At 67.0% G+C, this 23171-nt stretch carries 15 protein-coding genes and 1 pseudogene; 10 read left to right on the forward strand and 6 right to left on the reverse strand.

Features of this window, described 5'->3' with window-relative positions:
- Positions 1–357: 357 nt before the first annotated feature.
- Positions 358–4347 carry a P-loop NTPase fold protein gene (locus tag ACFWA7_RS10545; protein WP_385822258.1) on the forward strand — a complete coding sequence of 1330 codons (3990 nt, stop codon included), beginning with the start codon at positions 358–360 and terminating at the stop codon, positions 4345–4347.
- A gap of 96 nt (positions 4348–4443) precedes the next feature.
- Here the strand turns inward: ACFWA7_RS10545 and ACFWA7_RS10550 are convergent, their stop codons facing one another.
- From ACFWA7_RS10550 to ACFWA7_RS10565, 4 genes and pseudogenes are all read right to left on the reverse strand, one after another.
- Complete coding sequence (locus ACFWA7_RS10550) at positions 4444–5280, reverse strand: hypothetical protein (protein WP_385822260.1); 837 nt, start codon at positions 5278–5280, stop codon at positions 4444–4446.
- Positions 5277–9992, reverse strand: coding sequence for an AAA domain-containing protein (locus tag ACFWA7_RS10555; RefSeq protein ID WP_385822262.1), 4716 nt, complete (start codon positions 9990–9992; stop codon positions 5277–5279). Before ACFWA7_RS10555 ends, ACFWA7_RS10550 begins: the two co-directional genes overlap by 4 nt.
- Before the next feature lie 277 nt (positions 9993–10269).
- Positions 10270–11172, reverse strand: a complete 903-nt coding sequence (locus ACFWA7_RS10560) for a hypothetical protein (protein WP_385822264.1) — start codon at positions 11170–11172, stop codon at positions 10270–10272.
- 656 nt (positions 11173–11828) lie between these two features.
- Positions 11829–12530 (reverse strand): annotated as a pseudogene (locus tag ACFWA7_RS10565) (serine hydrolase domain-containing protein); the annotation flags it as partial.
- Positions 12531–12753: 223 nt separating this feature from the next.
- On the opposite strand from ACFWA7_RS10565, the gene ACFWA7_RS10570 reads away from it, so the two are divergent.
- Positions 12754–13314, forward strand: a complete 561-nt coding sequence (locus ACFWA7_RS10570; protein ID WP_385822370.1) for an HD domain-containing protein — start codon at positions 12754–12756, stop codon at positions 13312–13314.
- Between the two features lie 4 nt (positions 13315–13318).
- On the opposite strand, the gene ACFWA7_RS10575 is transcribed toward ACFWA7_RS10570, so the two are convergent.
- A complete protein-coding gene (locus ACFWA7_RS10575) occupies positions 13319–13786 on the reverse strand; it encodes an NUDIX hydrolase (RefSeq protein WP_385822266.1) in 468 nt (155 codons plus the stop codon).
- Entirely contained in the window at positions 13773–14552 is a 780-nt protein-coding gene (locus ACFWA7_RS10580) for an XRE family transcriptional regulator (RefSeq protein WP_385822268.1), read from the reverse strand. Before ACFWA7_RS10580 ends, ACFWA7_RS10575 begins: the two co-directional genes overlap by 14 nt.
- A gap of 96 nt (positions 14553–14648) precedes the next feature.
- On the opposite strand from ACFWA7_RS10580, the gene ACFWA7_RS10585 reads away from it, so the two are divergent.
- The 8 genes from ACFWA7_RS10585 (at position 14649) to ACFWA7_RS10620 (ending at position 23171) form a co-directional block, all read left to right on the forward strand.
- Complete coding sequence (locus ACFWA7_RS10585; RefSeq protein ID WP_385822270.1) at positions 14649–15347, forward strand: haloacid dehalogenase-like hydrolase; 699 nt, start codon at positions 14649–14651, stop codon at positions 15345–15347.
- A gap of 196 nt (positions 15348–15543) precedes the next feature.
- Positions 15544–16590 (forward strand): hypothetical protein, encoded by a 1047-nt coding sequence (locus ACFWA7_RS10590; RefSeq protein ID WP_385822273.1) that lies wholly within the window; start codon positions 15544–15546, stop codon positions 16588–16590.
- Complete coding sequence (locus ACFWA7_RS10595; RefSeq protein WP_385822275.1) at positions 16587–18638, forward strand: hypothetical protein; 2052 nt, start codon at positions 16587–16589, stop codon at positions 18636–18638. The genes ACFWA7_RS10590 and ACFWA7_RS10595 overlap by 4 nt, the downstream gene beginning before the upstream one ends.
- Positions 18635–19705, forward strand: a complete 1071-nt coding sequence (locus tag ACFWA7_RS10600) for an enolase C-terminal domain-like protein (protein ID WP_385822277.1) — start codon at positions 18635–18637, stop codon at positions 19703–19705. Before ACFWA7_RS10595 ends, ACFWA7_RS10600 begins: the two co-directional genes overlap by 4 nt.
- Positions 19687–20787 (forward strand): HAD family hydrolase, encoded by a 1101-nt coding sequence (locus tag ACFWA7_RS10605; protein WP_385822279.1) that lies wholly within the window; start codon positions 19687–19689, stop codon positions 20785–20787. The genes ACFWA7_RS10600 and ACFWA7_RS10605 overlap by 19 nt, the downstream gene beginning before the upstream one ends.
- Positions 20784–21581, forward strand: a complete 798-nt coding sequence (locus tag ACFWA7_RS10610) for a class I SAM-dependent methyltransferase (protein ID WP_385822281.1) — start codon at positions 20784–20786, stop codon at positions 21579–21581. Before ACFWA7_RS10605 ends, ACFWA7_RS10610 begins: the two co-directional genes overlap by 4 nt.
- A complete protein-coding gene (locus tag ACFWA7_RS10615) occupies positions 21578–22423 on the forward strand; it encodes a creatininase family protein (protein ID WP_385822283.1) in 846 nt (281 codons plus the stop codon). The genes ACFWA7_RS10610 and ACFWA7_RS10615 overlap by 4 nt, the downstream gene beginning before the upstream one ends.
- On the forward strand, positions 22407–23171 hold the full coding sequence (locus ACFWA7_RS10620) for a phytanoyl-CoA dioxygenase family protein (protein ID WP_385822285.1): 765 nt from the start codon (positions 22407–22409) through the stop codon (positions 23169–23171). Before ACFWA7_RS10615 ends, ACFWA7_RS10620 begins: the two co-directional genes overlap by 17 nt.

A 23171-nucleotide genomic window follows, 5' to 3' on the forward strand; every position in this document is an offset into this window, starting at 1 on the left:
GATGAGGTTTTCAGCGTCTTTCAGGATCGGGCCGCGATACGCAGTCCATTCTCCCCACGCGCTCCCCAGCGCCGCCCGTACTCCCCAGATTCTCCCCAGGGGGCGGCTCGTTGTTGAGTCAGGGGATGGCACTAAGGCGCCCGTGACGTCGAGAGTCCTGTTCACAGTCTGTTACCGGCCCCGGACCGCCTTGCCGCACGCGGATTGCGTGCATGTTCGGGGGTGCGGAGTCGACAGAGGCCTCCCTATGCGAGTTGCTCCGCTGGTTCGCTGACCTTGGCGCGGCTCCGATTGTCAGTGGTGGCCCATATCATCCGCTCACCCGTACATAGCCGGTTCGGAGCGGAGCGGTACGACATGGCACGACGACGTCCGTGGATCATCGAGGACAGCGCGATCGACTCACCGGATCAAGATCGTTTTGATCACCGGTCAGTGAGTCGTGAACTTCTCGATATCGTTCGCGGCTCCACTCAGCCGCTCGCTGTCGGACTGCTCGGGCCGTTCGGCAGTGGCAAGTCCTCCGTCGTGCGTCTCCTTGCAGATGAGCTGAGAGGGGACAAGGAGTGGGCGATCCTGCACTTGAGCGCCGAGCGGCACAGTGGCTCAGCCCGAGCAAGGGGATTGCTGTACGGGCTGCTTGACGAAGCTCAACGGCAGAGCCTTATCACTGTCGGGAAATGGGAATCCGAACGGGCTTGTCTGGACGGCGGGCGGCAGCGCACTGCGTCGCGTCCCACTGCTAATGCCACCAAGCCAGGGGGCGCGCGGTGGTTCACCTACCCGGCAGCCGCTGGTGTGGCGCTGGCGTGGCTTCTCGCCTCCCTGGTCACGATCTGGCTGCTCGGCACTCTTGTGGTGGCGGTCGGCCACTTGAGCGGTCTCGGAGCCGGTGTTTCGGCCTGGACCTGGTTTGCAGCTCAGGGGGCTGGACCGCTCACAACTGCCTTGTCGGGCGCTGCCGTCGTAGCCTGCGTTCTGGGGACTGCCAAGGACGGCGCACTGTCCATGTTGAAAAGGCACGAGATCACCCTCACCACACCGCGCCCGGAATCCACAGACGACCTGGAGCAGGTGTTCTCCGGGCTGATCGAAGCCATCGATCGCCGACTGGTCATCGCAATCGATGACATTGACCGCCTGGCGGCAAGCGAAGTACTCGAAGCCATCACCACCGTACGCAGCCTGCTGCTCACCGGTACCTACCACAAGCATCCGCCCGTGTTCCTGCTCTCCTGCGACGAGGACATTGTCCGAGAGGCGATTGTCGGCGTGCGTCCGGGACTGGCCCATCGGCCTGTCCAGCGGGACCGCCGTAGTGGACAGCATGTTCCAGCTTGGGATGCCGAACGCAAGGCGACGGAAGAGGCCGCGCAGGAGTACTTGAACAAGCTGTTCACCGTTCGGCTCGTGCTTCCTGCCCACCATGACGCAGATCTACGGCAGTACCTTGAGCACCTCCTCACCCAGCCTGAACCACACCAACTGGTGGCCCGGCTTGGCGGCATCTCGGCTTTGCGTGACGTACTCGAAACGTTGATCCATCCGGATGTCCGTGATCCCCGGCATGCCATCCGCCTGCTTAATGCCTTCTTGGCCGACTACGGCCTCGCGATCCGACGTGAGCAGGACAACGGTGCGTCCGCCTGGATCGCCCGCGGCGAAGTCACCGGCCACCCCATCACCCTGGCCCGGCTGACTGTGCTGCGCCACGATTACCGAGCCCTGTACGACGCCATCCGCGCCGAGCACGACCTCCTCGCCCTCCTGGACGACGCCTTGCTCAATGCGCACAGCGCGCTCCGTGATCCGCTGCTTGAGGACTACACCATCAAGGCTGAGCAGGATGACTCGGCGGACGGATCAGGCGACGACGTCGATACCTTGCCCCGTCTCGATACCGAGGCGCACCCCGGATTGAGCTATCTGCGGGCCACGGCCTTCAGAGCGCGGATGGGACGCCCGGCGCACCTGATGCCGCTCCTCACTTTGGGCTCCACTCCGGCCAGTCGTGAGCTGGGCAGTGACCAAGCTGCAGCCGTCCAACGTGAACTGCTTCAGCGTGATGCCGATGCCTTCCGCGACCGCCTCACAGCTATCGACGTGCGCGCACGTGTGCTACCTGCCGCGACTCATGCCCTGGGGGCAGCGCGCACCGGCCAGGACCTCGACAACACGATGGCAGCCATCGTGCAGGCTCTGGCATCCACGCCCGGCCTCGTAGACCACCTCGACTCCAGCGGCGACCCCGTCGGACGCGCTCTGCTCAACCTGACCGACCGCATCGCCAGCCGACGCACACAGACCCGAGAGGCGGTTGCGGCCCACCACCTCATCGGGATCCTCCATCTCATGCCCCCGGCTCACCTACCTTTCCTCTACACCAGTCTCAGCGTTCCTCCCGCACCGGTCCCCGAAGTCACCGCCGAGACGGATCAGCCAGCTTTCGCTTGGGCCAGGGCGCTGATCCTCCTCCCTGCCAACGAGCACGCCCAGCAGCTGCGACCCGCCGTGGAAAAGTACTTCCGTAGCCTCGCCCACACCGGTGGGCCCGAGCACCTGAAGGCGTGGCTCGTAGAACATGCCGAAGCGCCCGCAGTGCAGCGCGCCCTGTGGCCACCAGACGCGTACCAAGCGCTCCTCATGATGGCCGGGCGTGTGGCGGACGGCACCACCACAACCGAGGTTCGCCGTGCCATTGACGAGGCAGCCGACTACCACCATTGGCAGCCGGCAATCATGCGCGGCGTCCTGGAATGGCTGTGCGCAGACTCTGACGCACTGCGCAGGCACGCGGTGGACCTTCTGCGTCAGCGCACGGTCCCCAAAGACGGATGGGGCCGAGTCACCGCCTCTGAAGCGGCAACCGATGCCACGCTCGCCACAGAACTCCTTGGGCACGCGGCCACCTTCCTCATCGATGACGACGATCCCGCGAGCTCTGTGAGGACCTTGGAACTTCTCCACCGCTGGCTACGGATCCTCGGTGACCGCACCGCCCCCGACGGACGCCGGGTCAGCACCGTCGTTGCCGAGGCACTCGGCCAAACCGCGCACACCTGCCTAGAGCTCGCCTCGGCAGCAGCTGGCATTCTGGCCGACCTACAACAACAGGACGCGGCAACCTGCGCCGTGGCCATCGCAAGCCATCTTGCAGGGACGGCATCCAGCGACGTGCCCATTGCCGACGCCCTCGCGGAAGCCGTGCTGACGTTCATGCGGGTCAGGACCGACGACCCCACAGCTCAGGATGCCGCTCGCGTATGCCGTGCGGCCCTGACAGCTGGCTTCACCGGCGATGACGCCCAGAGCGCTTTCGCACGTCGGCACCTTGCTGCGGTCATGACTACTGACGCGGGCCGCGAAGCGGGCGAAGCACTCGTCGACGAATTCACGCCCCGCCTCGCACAGCAGCACGTGCCCCTCAGCGCAGACCACTTCTCCAGCCTCCGGGTTCTGCTTGGCGACGCGCCTACGAGAGCCGCCCGCCTGGGGCAGGTACTACAACACCTGCACCATCGGATGGGCACGCAGCCAGCTGAGAATGCAGGTTTTGCGGCCCACTACGTGGCGGACCAGTCCGTCGGCGCGCAGTGGCTCACATGGATCACCCAGCACTGGACAGCCATTCCTGACCATGAGCGCTCACTCGCCGTGGCCGCGGCTCACCGTCCAGATCTGGCCCAGAGCAACGGACTTCCCGACCTGCTCGCCCAACACCTCCTGGATAAGGGCGAGGCAGGGTCGTGGCAGTATGCCGCAGCCCTCTGGAGCGCAGTCGCCTCGGAACGCCAAGTGGCCTTGCTCGTGGCCGCGAACGGCCGCTGCCCTGCCCTCGCCGATCGAGCGGCTCAGGCATCGACAGACATCCTCATCACAGCACTGAACACAGCGACAACCCACGAACTACCTGCTCTTCTCACCCTCATCTCGACGAGTTCGCAGGCTTCTCAAGCGATCTCCGACTACCTCGACGACGCCATTGCGGCTCGCGAATGGAACGAAGCAGACGCTGTACGCATCGCTGCCGCTTGCTCTGACCCCGCGCCCCTGTGGAAGGTCCTCCTGGCGGCCCTTCTAAGGGGCCAAGGCGCGATCGAGCGTGTTGGCCCGCTCATCGCCGTGCTACTTACGCACGCCTCCGACGACCCTCCCAGCACCCTCGTGGACGAGATTACTCCTGTGCTCCGCGACGCGACGGCCACCAGTGCCGCAGCACTCGGCTACGCCGTTAGGCCCGCACCTCGCATTGCCACGGCTCTGCGCCGCAGCCTGCACGGACACAGCAAGACTGCCCCGGAGAAGGAACGGACAACTGCCTTTAAGCAGGCGGCAGGACTTCGATGATGGTCGAGACGACCCCAGCGCAGGCTTTGCCGGGCAACCGCCCCGGGCTCAGACTTGCCTGACGAACTGGACGCGGGCGTAGTTGGTTCACATTGTTCAGGTTGCCTTGGGCTGTGAGTCGGCGAGGTCGTTGAGGACTGCGTTGACCACAGGCCAACACATGTTCAGTGTGTCGCGGTCCGGGGCATGAGCCTCGCGAATCTCGGCGCGTGGGTGGACGAAGTTGCGGTACCTGCGCAGTTCGTGGCAGAAGCGCTCGACGTCGGAGCCGATCCATCCGGCCTCGTGGCAGGTCTTGATCAGGGCGTCCAGGCTGACGTTGTCCGGCGACTTGTTGCCGAGCAGGGATGCGTCGCGTGCCTGCACAACGTGGACCAGGACGCCTTCGAGGAGGCTGCCGAGCATGATGATCGAGGCTACGTGGGCGCCGTTGGCGTAGCAGGTGCGTGCCTCGTCCAAGCGGTGTTGGAGGAGCCCAGCCATCTTCTCGTCGTTGATGAGGTCTGACATCGCTGCCCTGAGCTCGACGGGGCCCTGGTTTCCTGGGTGGGCGAGTGAGGGGTCGCAGGCGATGAGGCGGGGACGGCCGCCGGGGTTCTCCAGGCGTACGCCCTCATGGATGAGGAACGCGTTGATGGCGGAGACGACGGCTGGGAGCTGCTCGGGTTCGTTGAGGTACTCGCGTGGGTCGGCGAGCCGGAGCAAGACCTTCCCCAACTCGGTGGGGTCTTCGCGGCGTTCAGCCAGACGGGCCAGGGTCCAGTCCATGCGGTAACCGTCGCACTCCGGAACCTGCTGCCAGCCGGCACGTTCCAGGAACTGCGCTATTTCATAGCCCTTGCGGTAGTAGAGATGGTCGTCGCCGCAGATGACGCGGGCCAGCTCCTGCAGCGTGTTGACGTCCAAGACGCCGAGTGGGGACTGCGTGGTCATGCCGACCCTTCCGTACCGGGGATTTCGGTTTCGTCGTCTTCTGTCATGCCGAGGGCAGCAACCGGGTCGGCCGCGTCCGGGCCATCGGAGGATTCCGGCACGTCCTCGGTCAGTTCCTCGTCGGTGGAGAGGTCGAGGGGGGTCCACTTCACTCCGGCGGACGAGGAGGTTGGCGTGGCATGAGACCAGTCGTCGGCGTCACGGGATGTGGCCGGACGGATGCCCAGCCGGTTCAGTTCCTCCCACAGTCCAGTCAGGGCTTCCTCGGGGTCGAACCGGAACTCGCTTTCGGGGATGCGCCAGAACGTCCAGCCGACTCTCTGGAGTTCGCGATCACGCTGTTGGTCGTACCGGATTTGATCGGGCGCCGAGTGGTACAGCTCGCCGTCACACTCCACAGCAAGGCGCCCCCGCGCCCCCACGACGACGAGGTCGATGCGCTTGCTTCCTGCTGGGTACTGCGGGATGACGTGATACCCGCGAGCTTTCAGACGCAGGTAGACGTGCTGCTCGAAGAGCGATTCGAACGGCTTCTGCGGGACCTCGCTGGACACCTCCCCGAGGTCGTGGGAGTTGGCCAGCGCTGCGGGTGGGTTCTCCATGTAGGCCAGGAGGTTGAGGCGGAGGTCTCCGGACTTCAGGCGGTCCGGCGGAACAGAGTAGAAGAGCCGCATCTGGTCCTGGGCGCGGGACGCGGCGACGTTGTACGCCTGGCGTTCGTTGCGTTGGCCGCCCGCGATGCGTGGCGGGTCGGTCACGACCATCGACAGCAGGATGACGTGGCGTTCGTCTCCCTGGAACGATGCGGGGTTGCCCACTCGTATCTGGTGTCGTTCACGCACAGGCGCCGGAATGCGCTCGTTGATCAGCTGTTCCAGGAGCTTGACTTGGCCCACCGGACCTTGAAGGGTGATGACGCCCATGGTCTTGTCCCGGTAGGCGGGATCCTCCACCAGCTGGGCCAGGCAGTCGACGATGGTTTCGGCTTCCTTTGGGTTACGGAGTCGGCTGTCGCGTCCCTGGGTGATGGCTCCGTCGACGAAGTGCGTCACGAGCGGATCGAGGCGGTCACCGCCGTACTGGCGCAGTGGCTGGAGTTTGTTGTTGTAGAAGGTCTGGGAGGACCAGCCGATGATCTCTGGCATGCACCGGAAGTGCTCCTCCAGTCGGATCACCTTCGGGAAGAACGTGGACAGCAGCTGATAGAGGTTGGTGGCGGGGCCGTAGAGAGTGCGCAGGCCCGGAGGCATGTCAGGCAGATGGGAGATGAGCCGGTCTTGGATCGCCTGGTGACGGCCCATGCCGCTGAGCGAGGGCGCGCACTGCTTGTCGTCCCCCACGACGATCACGCGAGGAGCGAGCCACATCAGGAACAGCGCGTCCATGCCGGCCTGGCTCGCTTCGTCGACGATGACCACGTCGAACGCATCCCGCTTGGGCGCCACCATCTCGGCAACCTGCGAGATGGGCATGACCCACGCCGGGACCGCTCCCTGTGCCGTCCGCATGGCGTCGTGTGCTGCGGCGCGGTACCGGCCCGCGCTTCGGCCCTTGCCCTTGCCATACGAGGCCATATGGGTGCGATACGCCTGCAGCGCGGACCGTTGCTCCTGCGTCATGCGCTCCAGGCAATGCAGCCGACCCCAGATGGCAGCGAGTTCACCCGTCAGGTCCTCCAGGTTTCTTTCGTACTGGGCCAGTTCACCTTCGAGCTGACGCTCGCGGCCGGGGGCGCGCTGGCGGCGTACGAAGGCGGAAGCCACAGCCCAGGCCCACGCTTCGGCCAGTGAATCCAGCCGTGCCTCCCAAGCCGGATCGCCGGGTTCCCGCGTCAACCGGTCGGCGAGCAAGGGGTGTGCCCTGCGAACGCTGTCCAGGAGCACGGCGCACCGGCGTCGACGATGCTCACGCCTGTGGGCGTCCCGCAGTGCTCCGATCTCCTTGGTGTAGCGGTCGACGTCCTGCTCTCGGACAGCGTGGGCGGCGGCTAGAGCTTCGGAGGCGGGGTGAGAACCCTCCACTGGCGTACGTAGCTGTTCCTCCCACGCGCCGAGCCGGGCCCTGGCCTCATCGGCTGTCTGCCGACCGGAGAGGGCGGCCAGCGCGGTGGTGAAGTCCTGCCAGGCAACGCGGGAGGTGAGCGCGATATGCAGGCCGTGACGTACGAGCAGTTCGTCGATGCGTTCTCGGGCGGCGCCGAACGCATCGACGTGCTTCAGACGTGCGTATGCCTCGGCCAGCGAGGCCAGGCGGAGTGCCAGCGGCCCATCAGAAATGGGAACACCTACCTGTGCCCACCGTTCCGAGAGCGTGGCAACAACCGAGTGTGCGCGCAGGTGAGTGAGGACGGAGTCGAGATCTTCAAGGGTTCCGGGCGGGTGACCGTCCACGGTGCATGTGTCTAGGAGTTCCTGAGCGGCCTTCTGCGGCTTCGCGGCGCGGAAGCTTCCGCGAGGGCGCAGCTTGCCACCCGAGGCGAGATGGTCGCGCAGTGCCGAGCCCGTCGAGACCATCGCGTCGGCGTGATGCGCGGCAAGTTGCTCGGGCACGATGATGCGCTGCATGCCTCGCTCCTCCAACTGCTCGGAGACAGCGGTGAGGTGATCGGCCAACCCCGAGACCCGACGCCACAGGAAGAGGTTCTCGCGAGAGAGCCTGTCTGTAAGGGCCTTAGTGGTCCACTTGCCGGTGTCCCATTGCCGGGCCGATGGCGGAAGGCCGAGGTGATGCAGGGCCGAATGGCAGTCGCCTGCGAGTGAGGTCAGCTCATCCGCGACTGGAGCGTGGAGCTGGGCGAGTCGATCGCGAATGTCAGCCGCTTCGGGCGAAAGGCCGTCATTCGTGACACGGCTGGCTGTGATTGTCTGGGCCAGGTCCTCGGAGGAAGGGAGAGTGCCCGGATCGGGCAAGGTGCCGCCCGCGCGTGGCTCCGCCGCACCGTCGCGTAGCAAGGTGAGCAGTTCTGCGGCCTGCGCGGGGGAGAGCGGAGGGATGGAGAGGGCCGGACCTTGGTCCGGAACGAGGCCGATCCAGGCGTGATGTTCAGCGTTGTCGCATACGCGCTGCACTACGGATGCCAGGGTGCCGGCGTAGCCGGGCGCGACCTCTGGGTGCCGGTAGACCTCCGCCTCTCGTAGGGCGATCACCTGCTCGTTGAGCGAGCCGATCCGCCCCCGCACCTCCTCACGGCGTGCTGAGAGGCGACGGATCTCGTCCCGAAGCTGATCGGGGTCACTGGCGGCGACCTGGTCCGTCAGGGCGTTGATCGTGCGTTCCAGTTCGTCTGCCCCGTCCTGCCGTGCGGAGCTGAGAAGGAGAACGCACAAATCTCTTACAGCGGGGGGCAGTTTGTCTCGCAGGACCGTCAGGGCCTGATCGCGGGCACTCGTCACCAGTACCCTCTGGCCCTGTGCGAGCAGTGCCGAGACCAAGTTGGCGATCGTATGTGTCTTGCCGGTCCCCGGCGGCCCCTGCACCACCACGCCTGTGTCGTGCTCCAGTCGTCGCAGCACGCTACGTTGCCGTTCGTTGGTCTTACCCGGGAAGAGAGGGTCGTCCCCGAAGAGGGGCGGGATCTCGCGGCCGCCCCAGTTGGCGCGCTGCTCGGAGTTCAGGGGCAGTACGAGCTGGGCGAATCCCAGGGGCGCGTGTGCCTCAGAGGCGACGCTGTCCGCGATTCGGTCGTAGAAGCTCAGCAGCGCGTTACGGTCCCGCGGCCGCAGCACCAGCGCGGGCGCGTAGGTGAGGCGGGCGCCTGTCTCAGGTTCGCGCGGAGGCTGCCACTCGGCACTGAAGGCGACAGGACGCTGCAGCACCCGTTCCTGCCACTGGGCCAGCTGGTCCAGGGCCTCCGATCCCAGCAAGTGCATCGACTGGGCGGCTATCTCCTCCGCGAGCGCGGCCGAGCGCTCCGGAGCCCAGCCGTCGTCGGTGTCGAGAAACGCCTGATCTTCAAGCCGCACCGCGCCCTCGGACATGAGACGGACCGTGAGCCGGGCGGTCTTGCGGTCCACCGAGGTTTCCACTCGGTGTGTGAGCAGATGGCGGTGGATGGTGTCCCCGCGCGGATCGCTCCAGGTCAACAGGCCGGTGGCCAGCACGAGTTCGAGCTGGTCGTCTTGCTGGGTGAGCTTCTGGTGCCATTGATAGACCTGCTCGTACAGCTCCCGCAGGGATCGCTCCGTACGCTCTCGCTCCGCCCATCGGCGCCAGCGGTCGAGCCACGGACCGTAGGCCCGCAGCACTTCGGCCGCATCCTCGCGGCGGACGGTGTGATCCTCTGCTTCCTCCCACCACTGACGGCCGTCAGCGGCGCGCACCAGTTCCCGCCCCGGCCCCTCTAGGGCGAGTGGAGGATCACCGCCATCCGCATCCTGACACCGCTCTGCGGATATCCACCCCTCCAGCACCTCCGGCAGGGAGGGCGGTGCCGTTTGCGCCACGTGGTCGAGTGAGAGTAATAATCCGTCGACTCGGTCCGACGGTCGGCGTACGGAGGCGGGCAGGTTGGCCAGCCAGATGCGCTCCCGTGGGCGGCGGTCATCGCGGAGACGGTTGTGGCTGCTCTGGACGACTTCTTTGAGGAAACCGATCAAGCCGGTGGTCTGTCCGATGACGTCAGGGTCGTTCGCGGCAGGTCGTGGCACGTTCACCTTGCTCCCCTCGGCTGGTGGCGAACTTTTCAGGATGGGGATGCCGGACAGGCTGGACAACGTGCTTCATAAGAATGGCGCGATATGCGGGGTGCATAGGCCGATTCGACATGCTGGGTGCGGTTGTGGCGGTATGGGCTGACAGCTGAGGGGGACACCAGTCGCCCGTGGTGAGCCCGCCGTGCGGGACTGCGTCGTGGGCGTGGAGCAGCTCAAGCGGCACCGCTGACCTCACGGGACGGAACTCAGCCTCGGGCCAATCCGTCAGGCCGGCGGCGAGAGAGGGCGCGTTCCGCGGTCCAGTCCCAGTCCGCAGCCCTGGGACTGGACCGGCCAGTCAGTCCGCTCGGCCCGTCTGCGCTCCTCGGTCGATCCGCGCGGACCGAACGGCAGGCAGGCTGTCGGTGACGACGCGCGCGTAGTTGGCGAGGAGTGGCGTCACCTCGTCATGCAGGGCGGAGAGTTGGTCGTACTCGTCGATCTGCGTCTGTGTCCAGGGCGCGTCGATATCTTCCAGCTCCGACAGGCGCGAGGTGGCCATAACGGCGCGGACGACGGCCCGAGAAGCGCTCAGAAGGCGCTCGCCGGTCTCGCTGGGGGCGTGGGCGAGGAGCACATCGAGGTCATCGGGGCCGGGCAGCACCGGAATGGCCAGCTGGAGCCAGCACTCTCCCCAGAGGCGGCGGCGCCGCGCTTCGGGATCGATGTTCTCCATCACCTCGACGTCCCCATGTGCGTTCCGCCGCAGCGACAGACCTGAACGGGCCGCCAGGTCCGCGACTGCGGACGCGGTGTCGCCGTCATCGCTGCCAGGAGCCATCTGGGGGTCGCCCAGAAACGCTCCCAACTCCACGAGCTTCCAGGTTTTTTCGTCCACGGCGGGCAGTACTGCCAGATCATCGTCGGCCAACACGGTGTCCGGTGCGGCTGCACCCAAGCGTGCCCGGGTGACCGGAAGTTCGTGGACCGCTGCCGTCCACGCCGTGACAGCTGCGTCCACCCACCAGCAGACGAACTCCCGTGCGGCGTCGCGACTGTCCTTCGCACACCTGCCGACCAGCCTCAGGCGGACCGAGAGTGCCACGGACTCAGGGCTGTAAGGCGGTTCTTGCCCTTCGATGCGCCGCTGGATTCCGCTCTCGCTGTGTGCGTTCAGCTCTTCCGCACGTTGCTCTATGGCCTGCCACTCCTGGATAAGGGCGGTCGAGCAACGGGCAAGCCCGGCGAGGATCTCATCCACCTCCTGAGCGGTAAGGGGTTCGGCTGCCGGAGCCAGGGCCGGCCTGGAGCCGGGAGACGAGGGATCACCACGCATGTCGGACTCCTGCACGACGGGAGAGACGGCCGGGAGGGGCTTGTGGAAGCCCTCTCGGCCACGGACAACAGGCGACCGTAGTCCTCGTAGTGATGGGTCGCACAGGAAACGGCGCAATTCGATATGCGAATGGTGTCGGGGTGGTAAGCCGGGCTACCGCAGGCGGTCAGGGCCGGAGGTGTATCGGTGTCTGAGCGGCGTCCTGCGCCGCGTGCGGTGTCAGCGTCGGTGTCTACAGATGAGAGAACCCTGGGATCTTCTCCCAAGCGATCACCTGAGATGCAGGAAGGGTCCGCACCACAATTGAGGTCAAGGGTGGTCTCCTTGGGGTTTACTCGTTATCGCCTGAGATGGCGATGGCCAAGCGCCACATCCGGGTTGACGGATTTGTCCTGTGTTCGTTTCCCTTGAGTGAGGGTGCGTGCACGCTCGACTGCCTCGCCCCAGTGGTCGCTGTAGTCGCGATCGAATGCGACGCCCTTGTCGGAGGGCACTTCGACGAATCGCTGCAGCAATTGCCTCACGCCGCGGTAGTCGCGAGTCCAGCTGCGATGATCGGTGTGGTGTAGCAGGAGCCAGACCTGGGGGACCTCCTCCGCGGGGAGGGTGGTGAGGTCGATGTCCGGCAGGCGGTACACCATGCGGCTGAGGCGGTCGCGCTCTCCTGCCGACAGCCCGATGAAGAAGATGAAGAAGTCGAGGCACAGCGGGGCGGCGACCTCGTCGGCGAAGAAGCGACCCGGTGTGCGGCCGGACACGCGACGGATCACTTCACCGACCAGCCAGCCCCAGGTCCGGCCATGGTATCCGTGTGCGGCGCCCGGAGTCCGCACGGGACACTGCTCGGCGAGTGCTGCCGCCATGGGGTGCCAGGACAGTGCCTCGGCCAGTGGAACCGGCCGGTCAAGGGTGACCAAGCCGGCCTGAGGCGACAACAGCCAGCGCACGGGGACCTTTGCCTTGCCGTTCGCCGCGAACTCCGGCCAGTACTTGGCCACCGGGGCGTCGAGGTCCAGCAGGCCCCGCTGGACCAGCAGGTGCGCGGCTGTCGCGGTGGCTCCCTTCGTCGCCGAGTAGACGAGTTGCAGCGTGCCCCGCTTCCACGGGCGTCCGGTAGTGGGGTCGGCGACTCCGCCCCAAAGATCGACCACTGGTCGGCCGTTCCTGTACACGCACACCGCCGCGCCGATGTCCTCGTGCCGGACGAAGTTCTTCGCGAACGCCTCGCGTACCGGCTCGAACCCTGCCGCGACCTCGCCGCCGATCAACGTTATGCCGCCCATCCTGGCACCCTTGCCCTCTGCTTCCTGGCGCGGGCTGGTGGCACAGAAGACCTACGGTTCAAGCTGAGCCGGACAGCGCGTGAATGCGTTCGCGGAACTCGCGGAACTCGCGGACGACCGATGGCCCTGAAAAGGGGCAGTACGAGGTTGGAGGGCCCATGAGAGCACCAGGGCCGCCCGCTCTTGTCCCTGTGGGCGGCCGCAGCCGTATCCTCGCTGCGTGATGACGGTCGAGGGTGCGTACGAATCGGCTCAGGACCTGCTGGGTGAGAGCCTGCCGCGGCGGTGGTCACACACGCAGGGCGTGGCCGCCCGCGCCCGGCGGCTCGCTCCTGTCCTGGGCGACAGAGCTGATGTGCTGGAGGCGGCGGCTGTGCTGCACGACATTGGGTACGCTCCGCCGCTGGCCGTTACCGGCTTCCACCCGCTCGACGGTGCACGTCATCTGCGGACGCTCGACGCGGTTGACGAGCGAGTCGTGCGATTGGTGGCGAACCACTCCTTCGCCCTCCTGGAGGCCGAGGAGCGAGGGCTGCGGGCGGAGCTGGCCGAAGAGTTCCCGCTGCTCGATGACCCTTTGCTGGTGGACGCGCTGGTGTACTGCGACATGACTACGACGCCGGATGGCGGGCGTACGACGTCGGAGGAGCGGGTTGCCGAGATCCTCGGCCGCTACGGCGCAGACAGTGTTGTCGGGCGGTTCATTCGCCGGGCCGCACCGGAGATCCACGTGAGCGTGGGCCGGGTGCGGGCAGCGGCGAACGAACTGGGTGTGGTGCTGTGAGCGCTTATCCCAGGTAGGGGTAGGTGCCGGCGAGGAAGTCACCGATCTGCTGGCGCATGCTCGGGTGGATGTCGTAGTCGTCCAGGTCGGCGGGCCGGACGAAGCGGACGCCGTCGGCTTCGTCGTTGATGGTGGGCTCACCGCCGATGGGGCGGCCGATGTAGGCGTTCTCGTACTGCTGGCGGATCTCGCCGTCGGTGTAGGCGACGATGTGCCGCGGGTTCGTGTAGACGCCAAGGAATCCGGTGATCTCGGCGACGATGCCGGTCTCTTCGAGGCATTCACGGACGGCGCACTGGGCCGCGGTCTCCCCGATGTCCTGGGCACCCCCGGGCAGGGCCCATTGGCCGGTGTCACGGCGTCGTTGCAGGAGGATCTCGCCCTCCTCATTCACGACGAGCAGGTTGCTGGCGGGGATCAGGGTGTTGGCCTTGGGGGCCTTGGGGTCGTTGTAGTACTCAGTCCTGCCCACTGCGGTGGTGCTCCTTGCTGTCGGCGTTGTCGGGCGCCCAGGGGCGCGCTGTCTTCCATACGCCTTCGAAGCTCTCGTCGTACCGGTCGAACCATTCTGCGTTGGCGGTGCGGCGGAGCTGGAAGAGCGGGTTCGCACTGGCGGGCTGGCCCCAGATGTGGGGGTTGACCAGCAGGTGGTCGTCGTAGCGGAAGATCGAGTTGTACAGCGTGGTGTCGTGCAGGCGCACCTCGCAGCCCGGGTGGCCCAGAAGCGGGCGGTAGTAGGTGAGCGACGCCCTGATCTTGGCGGCCAAGGTGTCGCCGATGCCCTCCTCGTGACCGCGGATGCGTACGGCTTCTCCCGCCGGATCGCCGAAGCACAGCCGTACTCGTACACCGGCTTGCGCGCGTTCTTGGAGCATGCGCGCGATATGAGGGTTGGTCTGTGCGAAGAAAGTGCCGGAGAAGACCAGGACGTCTACCTGCTTCATCGCCGCCAGCAGCAGGGAGATCCAGACGTCGCGGGGGACGCTCGCACGGTTCGGATACGTGTCAGCGATCTCGGACTGCGCGGCGCCGAAGTGTGACGTCTTCTGGCTGGTCTCTGGCCACAGGTAAGTCTCGTCCACCCGCAGTAAGTTGGCGACGGTCCAGCGATGTCGACGGTGGGGGACTCGGCCGCTGAGCCAGCGGCTGGCGGTCTTGGGGTCGACGGCGCAGGCTTCGGCAACCTCATCCACGGTCAGGCCGCGTTGCACGAGTGCGGAACGAAGTCGCTCATTCACTCAGCTAAGCCAACCGGACCGTCCTCCCTGCCGCAAGGGCAGCTTCCGGCATCGCGCTGAAGTGGTGAGACCTGCGGGTCTGCCTACGCTGGTGCTGTGCCACTCATCGTGCTCTGGGATATCGACCACACGCTCATCGAGAACTCCGGTGTCAGCAAGGAAATTTATGCGGCGGCCTTCGCGGCGGTCGCCGACCATGTGCCTCGCCATCCGGCCCGTACGGAAGGCCGGACCGACCGCTTGATCCTGGCCGAGATGTTCCGGGACCACGGGATGGACCCACCGGCTTGGGAGCGCGCCGTGCTCGCCTTGGAGGCCGCCGGCGCTGGTCGGGAAGCGGACCTCGCGGTGCGTGGCCGTGCTCTGCCTGGTGTGCGGGAAGCACTCGTCGCGGTGGCTGCGGAGCCGGGCATGGTCTCCTCGGTGCTGACCGGGAACATCGCGGCCAACGCCCGCGTGAAGCTGCGAGCCTTCGGGCTCGACGTGCTGCTGGATATGGACTGCGGAGCGTATGGCGAGCGCTCGGAGGACCGCGCGGCCCTCGTGAAGGTGGCCCGGGAGCAGATCCAGCAGGTCCATGGTCTTCCGCACGAGACTCCCGTCGTGCTCATCGGGGACACCCCCCGCGACGTTCAGGCGGCCCTCGACTCCGATGCCCATGTCGTCGCGGTGGCGTCCGGCATTCACAGCGTCGACGAGCTGCGGGAGGCTGGGGCATCCATGGTGCTTCCTGACCTGCGAGGCACTGCCGCTCTGATGCGGCATCTGCGTTCGCTGGCCGACCCTGTCGACTGAAATCGTCCCAGGACGTCCTGAAGAGGTCCCAGGACGACGTTCGGCGTCCTCGTGTTCCGCGACAGTCTCTGCGTGTCGTCGGCGGCTGCTCCTCCAAGGGCCGCCGGCGCACCATCCCCTCCGGCTGACTGGACGGAGCACGCGCATGACGGCATTACTCACTGGGCGCCCAAGCACGACCACTCCCCTCGGGGAGGTGGAGCGGCTCGCGGCCAAGTACCGCGTACCGGTCGAGGACGCCCTGCTCATCGCGGTCAACCTGCACGGCATCGACTCCGATCTGCCGCGCCACCGGGCGCGCGTTCAGGTCCGCTTGGCGAGCGCCCCATCTATGCCCTGGAAGCTCATAGTCCCGTTGAACGTCATGGACTCTCCGTTCCAGCTCCGGGACGAGCAGCTGACGCTGGGCGGTGCCCAGATCGGAACCGTCGAACGCATCGATGCGGACGAGGCGGTCGGGGGGTACTTCCGCAACGGCGGCGCGGCACTCACGCTCAATCCGAACGCCCGCAGCCGTTGCGTGGGCTGTGCGTTCTGTCCCAACACCCTTGAAGCTGCTGCCGATCCGCGTCTTTCCGAAGAGCGCGATCTGCGAGAGCTCTTCTCGGCGCTGCGGGAGCAGCACCCGCGCCGCGACCTGATGGAACTGCGTGAGGTGACCGTCTCGACCGGCTGCTTCGAGCGCGAGTCGGCTGCGGTGCATCACCTGCGCACTCTGCGGACGGTGCTCGGCGAACATGGCGTCAAAGCGCGCATCGGCTTCCTGACCTCGGTGCTGGCATCCAAAGAGGGGTTCGATCAGCTGGCTGCCGGCGCGGCGCCCTTCCTCCTCCGGCTGACCGCGGAGTGCTTCACTCGCAGAGACCTGTTGCTGAAGGCCAGCAAGGCCGCCCTCGTCACGTCGGAGATGCCCGGACTGCTCCGCCGCGCGCTGGCAGCCGGTCACGGCACCTCGTTCACCTACATCGTCGGGTTGGACGGACTCGAAGAACTGTGCAAGGGCGTCGGTGCGCTGGCCCCGTACGTCACCGAGTTCCCCAACTTCCAGGTCTACCAGGCCCACAACTCCGTCATGGCGGGCCTGCGGGCCCCTGGAGCCCAGGACCTGGAGCACTACTTGCAGGCACGCGTGGTGATCGAGGACCTCATGGGCCCTACGGGCCTGCGGCCCGCCGCATGGGAGTGCTACCGGCCCCTGTGGTACTTCAGCTTCGCCAGCGAGCCCTTGGGCGGTGCGCGGTGACCGAGACCGCCGTCCTCGCCGATGCCCTGTGGCGGGCGACTGTCTACGCCTCTGTCTGCCAGCTGCACCTCCAGGGCAACGTCCTGCTCACCGAACCGTTGGCCGCCGAGCATGTGAAGGAGCGACCGTCCGGGCACTGGGGCACCGTGCCGGGCACGGCCTGGGCGTTGTCCCACGTCGTGCTCGCCGCCGGACAACTCGACCGGAGAGTGGACCTAGTGCCGCTCCTAGGCGCGGGGCACGCTGGCGTCGTCCAGCTTGCCGCAGCTTGGGTGACGGGGGAGCTGGGGAAGTTACGGTCGTCTTTCCGTCCGGACGGGGAAGGGCTGCGTCGGCTGGCCCAGGCGTTCCCGGACGTGGATGGACTCGGATCCGAGGTCTCTCCCGCTTTACCTGCTGGTGCCTTCCTCGGCGGACGGCTCGGCGGGTGTCTCCCGTTCGCCCAAGGTGCTGCCCTCCACGCGCCGAACAGGGTCGTTGTGCCCATCATCGGGGATGGGGAGTGCGAGACCCCCACGACCGCCGCCAGCTGGCTGGCGCAGAGAAGCCTCCCGGATTCCTTTGTCGTCCCCATCGTGCACGTCAACGGGTTCCGCATGGGGCACCAGTCGCTGCTCGGTGCGATGAACGACAACGAGCTCCGCGCGTACTTCGGTGGCCTGGGCTGGGCGGTGCGGATCGTCCGCGTCGTGGAGGGATCCGCAACGGAGCACAGCGCCTTCCAGACGGCGTTGTGGACGGCGCTGGAAGCGACGCTCTCGGGTCGGCCTTCCGTGCTGATCCTTCGCTGCGTAAAGGGATGGAGTGGCCCTGCGGTACTCGGAGACCGTGCCCTCCTGGGCACGCCGGACATGCACAAGACCCCACTGATCAGCCCGCGTACCGACCCGGAACAGCTCAGGAGACTCGCGCACTGGCTTTCCTCCTATCGGCCCGAAGGACTCTTCGACTCGGAGGGGCGTCCCCAGGCTGAACTCGCCGAAGCGGTGGCCAAGGCCCGCTGGTGCTCCTTCGCCCGCGCCGAGCGCCCTGGTCCGGAGGAGCGAGCCTCTGCGTACCAGCAGGCAAGCACCTTCGGCGAGGCGGTCACCAGTGTCATCAAGAGGCACGCCACGCGTGGAGACTTTCGGGTGTTCAGCCCGGATGAACTCTCCTCCAACCGGCTTGCGGATCTTGTGGGCGAACGCTGGGCGCATGAACTTCTCGCGGAGGAGGTGCTGCTGGAGTGGCTCGCCGGGTGGACCGCCAGCGGGCGCCGTGGAGTGGTGGTCTCGTACGAAGCGTTCGCCCCGCTGTTCACCAGTGGCCTGGTGAGCCACATCAAGCAGCGCCGTCTAGCCGGTGTGAGGGGCCTGCCGAGCCTTAATCTCCTGCTCACGTCGTACGGCTGGCACAACGTCCACAGTCATGGTGACCCGTCTCTTGCCACCACGCTCCTGGGCCTGCGTGTGCCCTCGGTTCGCGTGCTGACGCCAGCTGATCCGGCACGGACGGCCACCGCCCTGGAGGAGGCGTTCGACTCGACGGACAGGATCAACCTCGTCGTTGCGGGAAAGCACGCCCACAACGCTCATCCAGCGGGCACGATCGAGGAGGAGTACGAGCGTGGCCTCGCCATCTGGCCGCACCTAAGTGACGACGGGGAGCCGGAGCTCACGATCGTCACCGCAGGCGATATCCCGGCTGCCGTCGCCACTGACGCGGTGGACCACGTCCGTGAACGGCACGGCTGCCGTATCCGCGTGGTGAACGTGCACGACCTGACCGCCCTTGGCGCCGCCCAGTGGTGCCCACGTGGACTGAGCGACCGAGAGATCGACCATTACCTCGGCATGCACGCCGCCGTCCTCGTTCTCACCCTCGGCCATCCGGCCGCTGTCTGGAGCCTGCTGGCCGGACGGCTCTGCCGACCCGTCGACGTCATCGGTTGGCAGGAGCCGCCCGGTCCCATGCCCCAACAGCTGCTGGCTCAAGCCCTCGGCATGGACCGGGTGGGGGTGGAGCGAGCCGCCGGGCTGCTGCTCGGAGCCCGCGAGGTGGTCCGATGAGCCACTACGCCATCGAACGGCTGGAGATCACCCAGGTACGTGAGGGTGTGATCGCGGGAGATGACGCACTCTTCGTCAGCGTTCACGGGGCGGGAGAGGTCGGCTGCTACGGCCCGATCAGTGCACGAATCGGCGCCTACGCAAGGCACACCCTGGCATCCGTGGTGCAGGGCGCCGATGCCGCCGACCACCCCGGCCTGTTGGCCCGGCTGCGGGTGGCTGCCCGTACTGTGCCCTCCGATATCGCTTCGTGGGCGGTCGGTGCGGTGGACTGCGCGGCCTGGGATCTTCACGGCCGGCTCGCCTCGTGCCCTGTCGCCGATCTTCTGGGAACCGGGACCCCTCAGCGATCTGTGGCGGCCTATGCCTCGTGGCTCTCCCAGGACCTCACCAGCTGCGACGACCTGGACGTGCTGTGCGGGGTCGCGGCGGGAGGCTGGCGCTTCACAAAGTGGGGGCTTCGCCGAGCGCCGGGAGATTCCGCCGACGTGGCCGGTGCACGCATGGCGCAGGCAGTGGCGCGCGGCTTCGAGGCCGTCGGCGCCGCGGTCGCCGTCGACGCGGTAGGCACTTGGACCCCTGCCCTGGCCGTGGCCTTCGCACGAAGCGTCGACGCCAACGGACTGCGCTGGCTGGAGGACCCGCTTCCGCACCACGACCTGGACATCTACGGACTCATCAGCTCTACGGGGCTTCCCCTGGCTATCGGAGAACGCGTCCACTGTGACGAGGACCCCGGCGGCCTCATCCAGTACATACGGCCGAGCGCTCTCACCCTCGACGTCGTCGGCTGCGGCGGACTGACCCGAGCAGTGCAGGTGCTGGACCTAACCCAGTCCCACGCAGTCCCCATCTACCCGCACGGCCGCTCGATCGTTCCCGGCCTCCACCTCGCGGCGGCCTTCCCCGAGGCGGTACCGGCCGTCGAGTACCGGCTTCAGTGGGAGCCGCGCCGACAGCGCCTGTACGACGTTCCGCTCCTGCCCGAGCACGGCCGTATCAACCTGTCCGCCACGCCTGGTCTCGGCACGACTCCGAGGAGCACGACATGCCCAGCGCATCCCTGAACCTCCCCGTCACCGGCACGGTCAGCCGCGGCGCAGACGGACCGTTGCTGGTGCTCTCCCAGCGGCTCGACGGACACGACACCTTCCTCAAGGGAAGCCTCGACGTTGGAGGTACGTCGGTCGACGTCCGCATACTGACCCTTGACGACGTCACTGTGCTGCGTCCGGCGGACCACTCCGCCATTCCCGGTCCGGACACGAGGTGGCAGGGGACGCTCCATCTGCCGCACGGCCTGCGTCCGCGAACCATTCCGTCGGACCTGCTGGAGACGACCGAGTGTGAGGAGCGGACCCTGGAGCCACTGGACGAGGCGGAACTGCGCTACGTCCTGACCTTCCTGTCCGAGTCCGCGACCGCCGCCATCCGGCAGGCACGGGTCGAAGCCATCGTGTCCGCCCTGCCGGCGACCACGAGCAGTGCCACGGAACCCCCGCTCCTGGTCACGGTCGACGTCGGTGGAACCCTCGGTAGCGCTGACGGCCCCGGCTTGTCGATGCGGCTGGCGGAGGCTTCCCCTCTGCCAGCAGCACGGGCTCGGGCGATCATGCGGGCCAGCCTCCACACGCAACCGTCCCTCACCGAAGCCGTGGTGGCCGAGGTCTGCGAGGCGTTGGAGATGCCGCCGGAAGCCTTTCCCCGTGATATCGCCCCAGCCCCCTTCCGTCTCTTCCCCGGCGCCACGGAGGCCCTGCGACGGATCAGCGCCGTGGCGAGGGTGGTCACGTTGTCCAACGTCACGTGCGTCGACGCCGACACCGAGGGGCTACGCGGTCTGCTGTCCCCTTGGGTGAGCGACTACTTCCCCTCCTGCCGCATCGGCCACACCAAGCCGGACCCGCGTGCCTTCCACGCTGTTCTCGACCATCTCGGCGCCGCTCGCAACCGGGTCATCCACGTCGGCGACGACTGGGCCTGCGACATCGTGGGGGCCGTCGAATCGGGCATCAGGGCCATCTGGATATCCCGTGGACGCCAAGTCCCCGACGCCGCAATGGTCGTTGACCACGGTGTACTCGTCGCCACCGACCTGGCGGCAGCCGCCACGCACATCGAACATCTAGCAGCAGGGAGCGTCGCATGAGCCTCTTCGCCGGAACCACCACGTACTACCGTCAGTTCCGCCCCGGCATTCCCCACGACGTGGCAGCAGTACTCGACCAAGCCGCCCCAGCACGCCCGGATGGCCGACGCCGACTCCTGGACATCGGCACCGGGACCGGGCTGGTGGCCGAGGCGCTGCTCAGCCGCTTCGACGACATCATCGCCGTCGACAACGACGCGGACATGCTCACCGCCGCCGACTCGGCGCTGCGCCCCAAGCTCCCCCAGGGCTCTAGTCTCTCCCTGGTGCAGAGCACGGCCGAGGATTTCACCCCACCCGTCGGCTGGCAGGCCGAACTCGTCACCATCTGCCGGGCGTTCCACTGGCTCGACCAAGCCGCAGTCCTGACCCTGCTGGACGAGCAGGTCGCTCCGGACGGCGTGGTGGCGATCTTCGGGGACAACAGCTTCTGGGCTGCCGGTAGCCCATGGAAGGAAGCCGTCCGGGACGTCGTGAAGACTTTCCTCGGCGAAGAGCGGCGCGCGGGATCCGGGACCTTCCAGCACCACAACCGCCCCTACAGCGAGATCATGGAGGAATCCCCCTTCAACGAAGTGGCGGAACTCCGCGTCCCCGTCCAGCGCACCTGGACCGCCGAGAGCATCCTCGGCTACCTCTACTCCACGTCCTTCGCCGCTCCCCACCTCTTCGGCGACCGCCTCAAGGAGTTCGAGGCGGCGGTGAAGCACCGACTGACCGCATTCAGCGACAACGACACCTTCCCCGAGGAGAACGAGTTCCTCATCCGTCTCGGCCGGCGGGGCAGGAAATGACGGCTGCCGGCGAAGAGCGGTCGTACGGAAGGCTGACGGCACCGCGGGTCACGGCAGAGCTGAGTGAGCATTCGATCCTTTGCCTGCCGCTCGGGTCCCTGGAGCAGCACGGCCCGCATCTGCCGCTCAACACCGATGTGGTCATCGCCGAGCGCTTTGCCGCCCACCTGGCCGCACATGTCGTGAACCGGCACGATCTATGGGTCGCGCCGCCCATTCCCTACGGGCTCTCCCCGGAGCACGCGTGGGCGCCAGGCACCATCACCTTGAACATCTCGCTCTACGCCACGCTGATCGAAACGCTGGTGGGGGAGTACGTCCGCTCCACGCCGGTACGGGCAGTCCTGCTGGTCAACGGGCATGGAGGCAACAAGGGCATCCTTGACTCCCTCGTGCACCAGTTCCAGCGCACTCACGACGTGGCCACGTGCGTGATCAACCCCGGCTCCCTCGCTGCCGGTCAGCTTCAGATCGAGGGTGAGATCCCCAGTATCCCCGAGGTCCACGCCGGCGTGCGCGAGACCTCCCTCATGCTCGCCCTCGCCCCCGAAGACGTACGACTGGATCTCCTTCCTCGCGGGCCTGTCCATGCCCAGGGCCAGCGGGACGAGATCCAGCGCCTCGTCTTCGGCCGAGGCGCCACCTGGCCCTGGTCGTCGGACAACCCCGTGATCGCCACACACGGAGTTATCGGCGGTGACCCGCGCCAAGCCACTGCGGAGCACGGCCAGGCACTCATCACGGCTGCCCTGCACGCGTGCACGGACATCCTCGACCGCCTTGTCCCACCCACATCACGCCAACCGACCGACGTACGGAGGGCCCGTGAGTCTCACAGCTGAGGAGAGGGCGACTTTCAAACGTGACGGCGTCCTCATACGACGAGGACTGGTCGCTGCCGACCAGGTCAGGCACGCCGTCGACCTGATCGACGAGTCGTACCGCAAGCCCATGAATCCCGGCGACATAGCCGTGTACTCCCAGCGCACTTTCGCACCGGAGTTGGGGGACAGGGCGGAGTTGCTCGCCTTGTACACGGATACCGGCGCGGCCGAGCTTGCTGCCGACCTGCTCGGCGATGCCGATCCGGTCACCACCGCCCAGATCCAGATCCGTGTGCCCGAAGGAGAGTTCCCCGGCGTACAGCCGGAGAAGGCCATGCATGTTGACGGGGTCTCCTGTCCCCACCTGGATGGGCGCGAACTGCGGACGTTCTCCCTGATCGTCGGGGTCGTCCTGTCCGACATCAACGATCCGACGTGCGGCGCGCTGCACTACGTCCCCGGCGGCCACGTGGCCATGGCCCGCTGGTTCGCCGGGGAGTGGTCACTCGGAATGACAGAGCAGGTTCCGCCAGAGATCGACCGTGAGCAGGGGGTCCCGTTCCTCGGCTTGCCCGGCGACGTCCTGCTCATGCACCACCTGGTTCCCCACGCGGTGGCCCAGAACCTCATGCCCTTCCCTCGGGTCATGGCGTACTTCCGCGTCTCCCACCCGGACCACGCCAACCGCCGCCTCGCAGCCCTCCGCGACCCCTGGCTCGACTACCCACCGCTCGCGGATACCTCCGCGCCTACCTTCCGGGAGTAG

It is taken from the genome of Streptomyces sp. NPDC059994 (genome assembly GCF_042737755.1).
Taxonomy (GTDB): domain Bacteria; phylum Actinomycetota; class Actinomycetes; order Streptomycetales; family Streptomycetaceae; genus Streptomyces.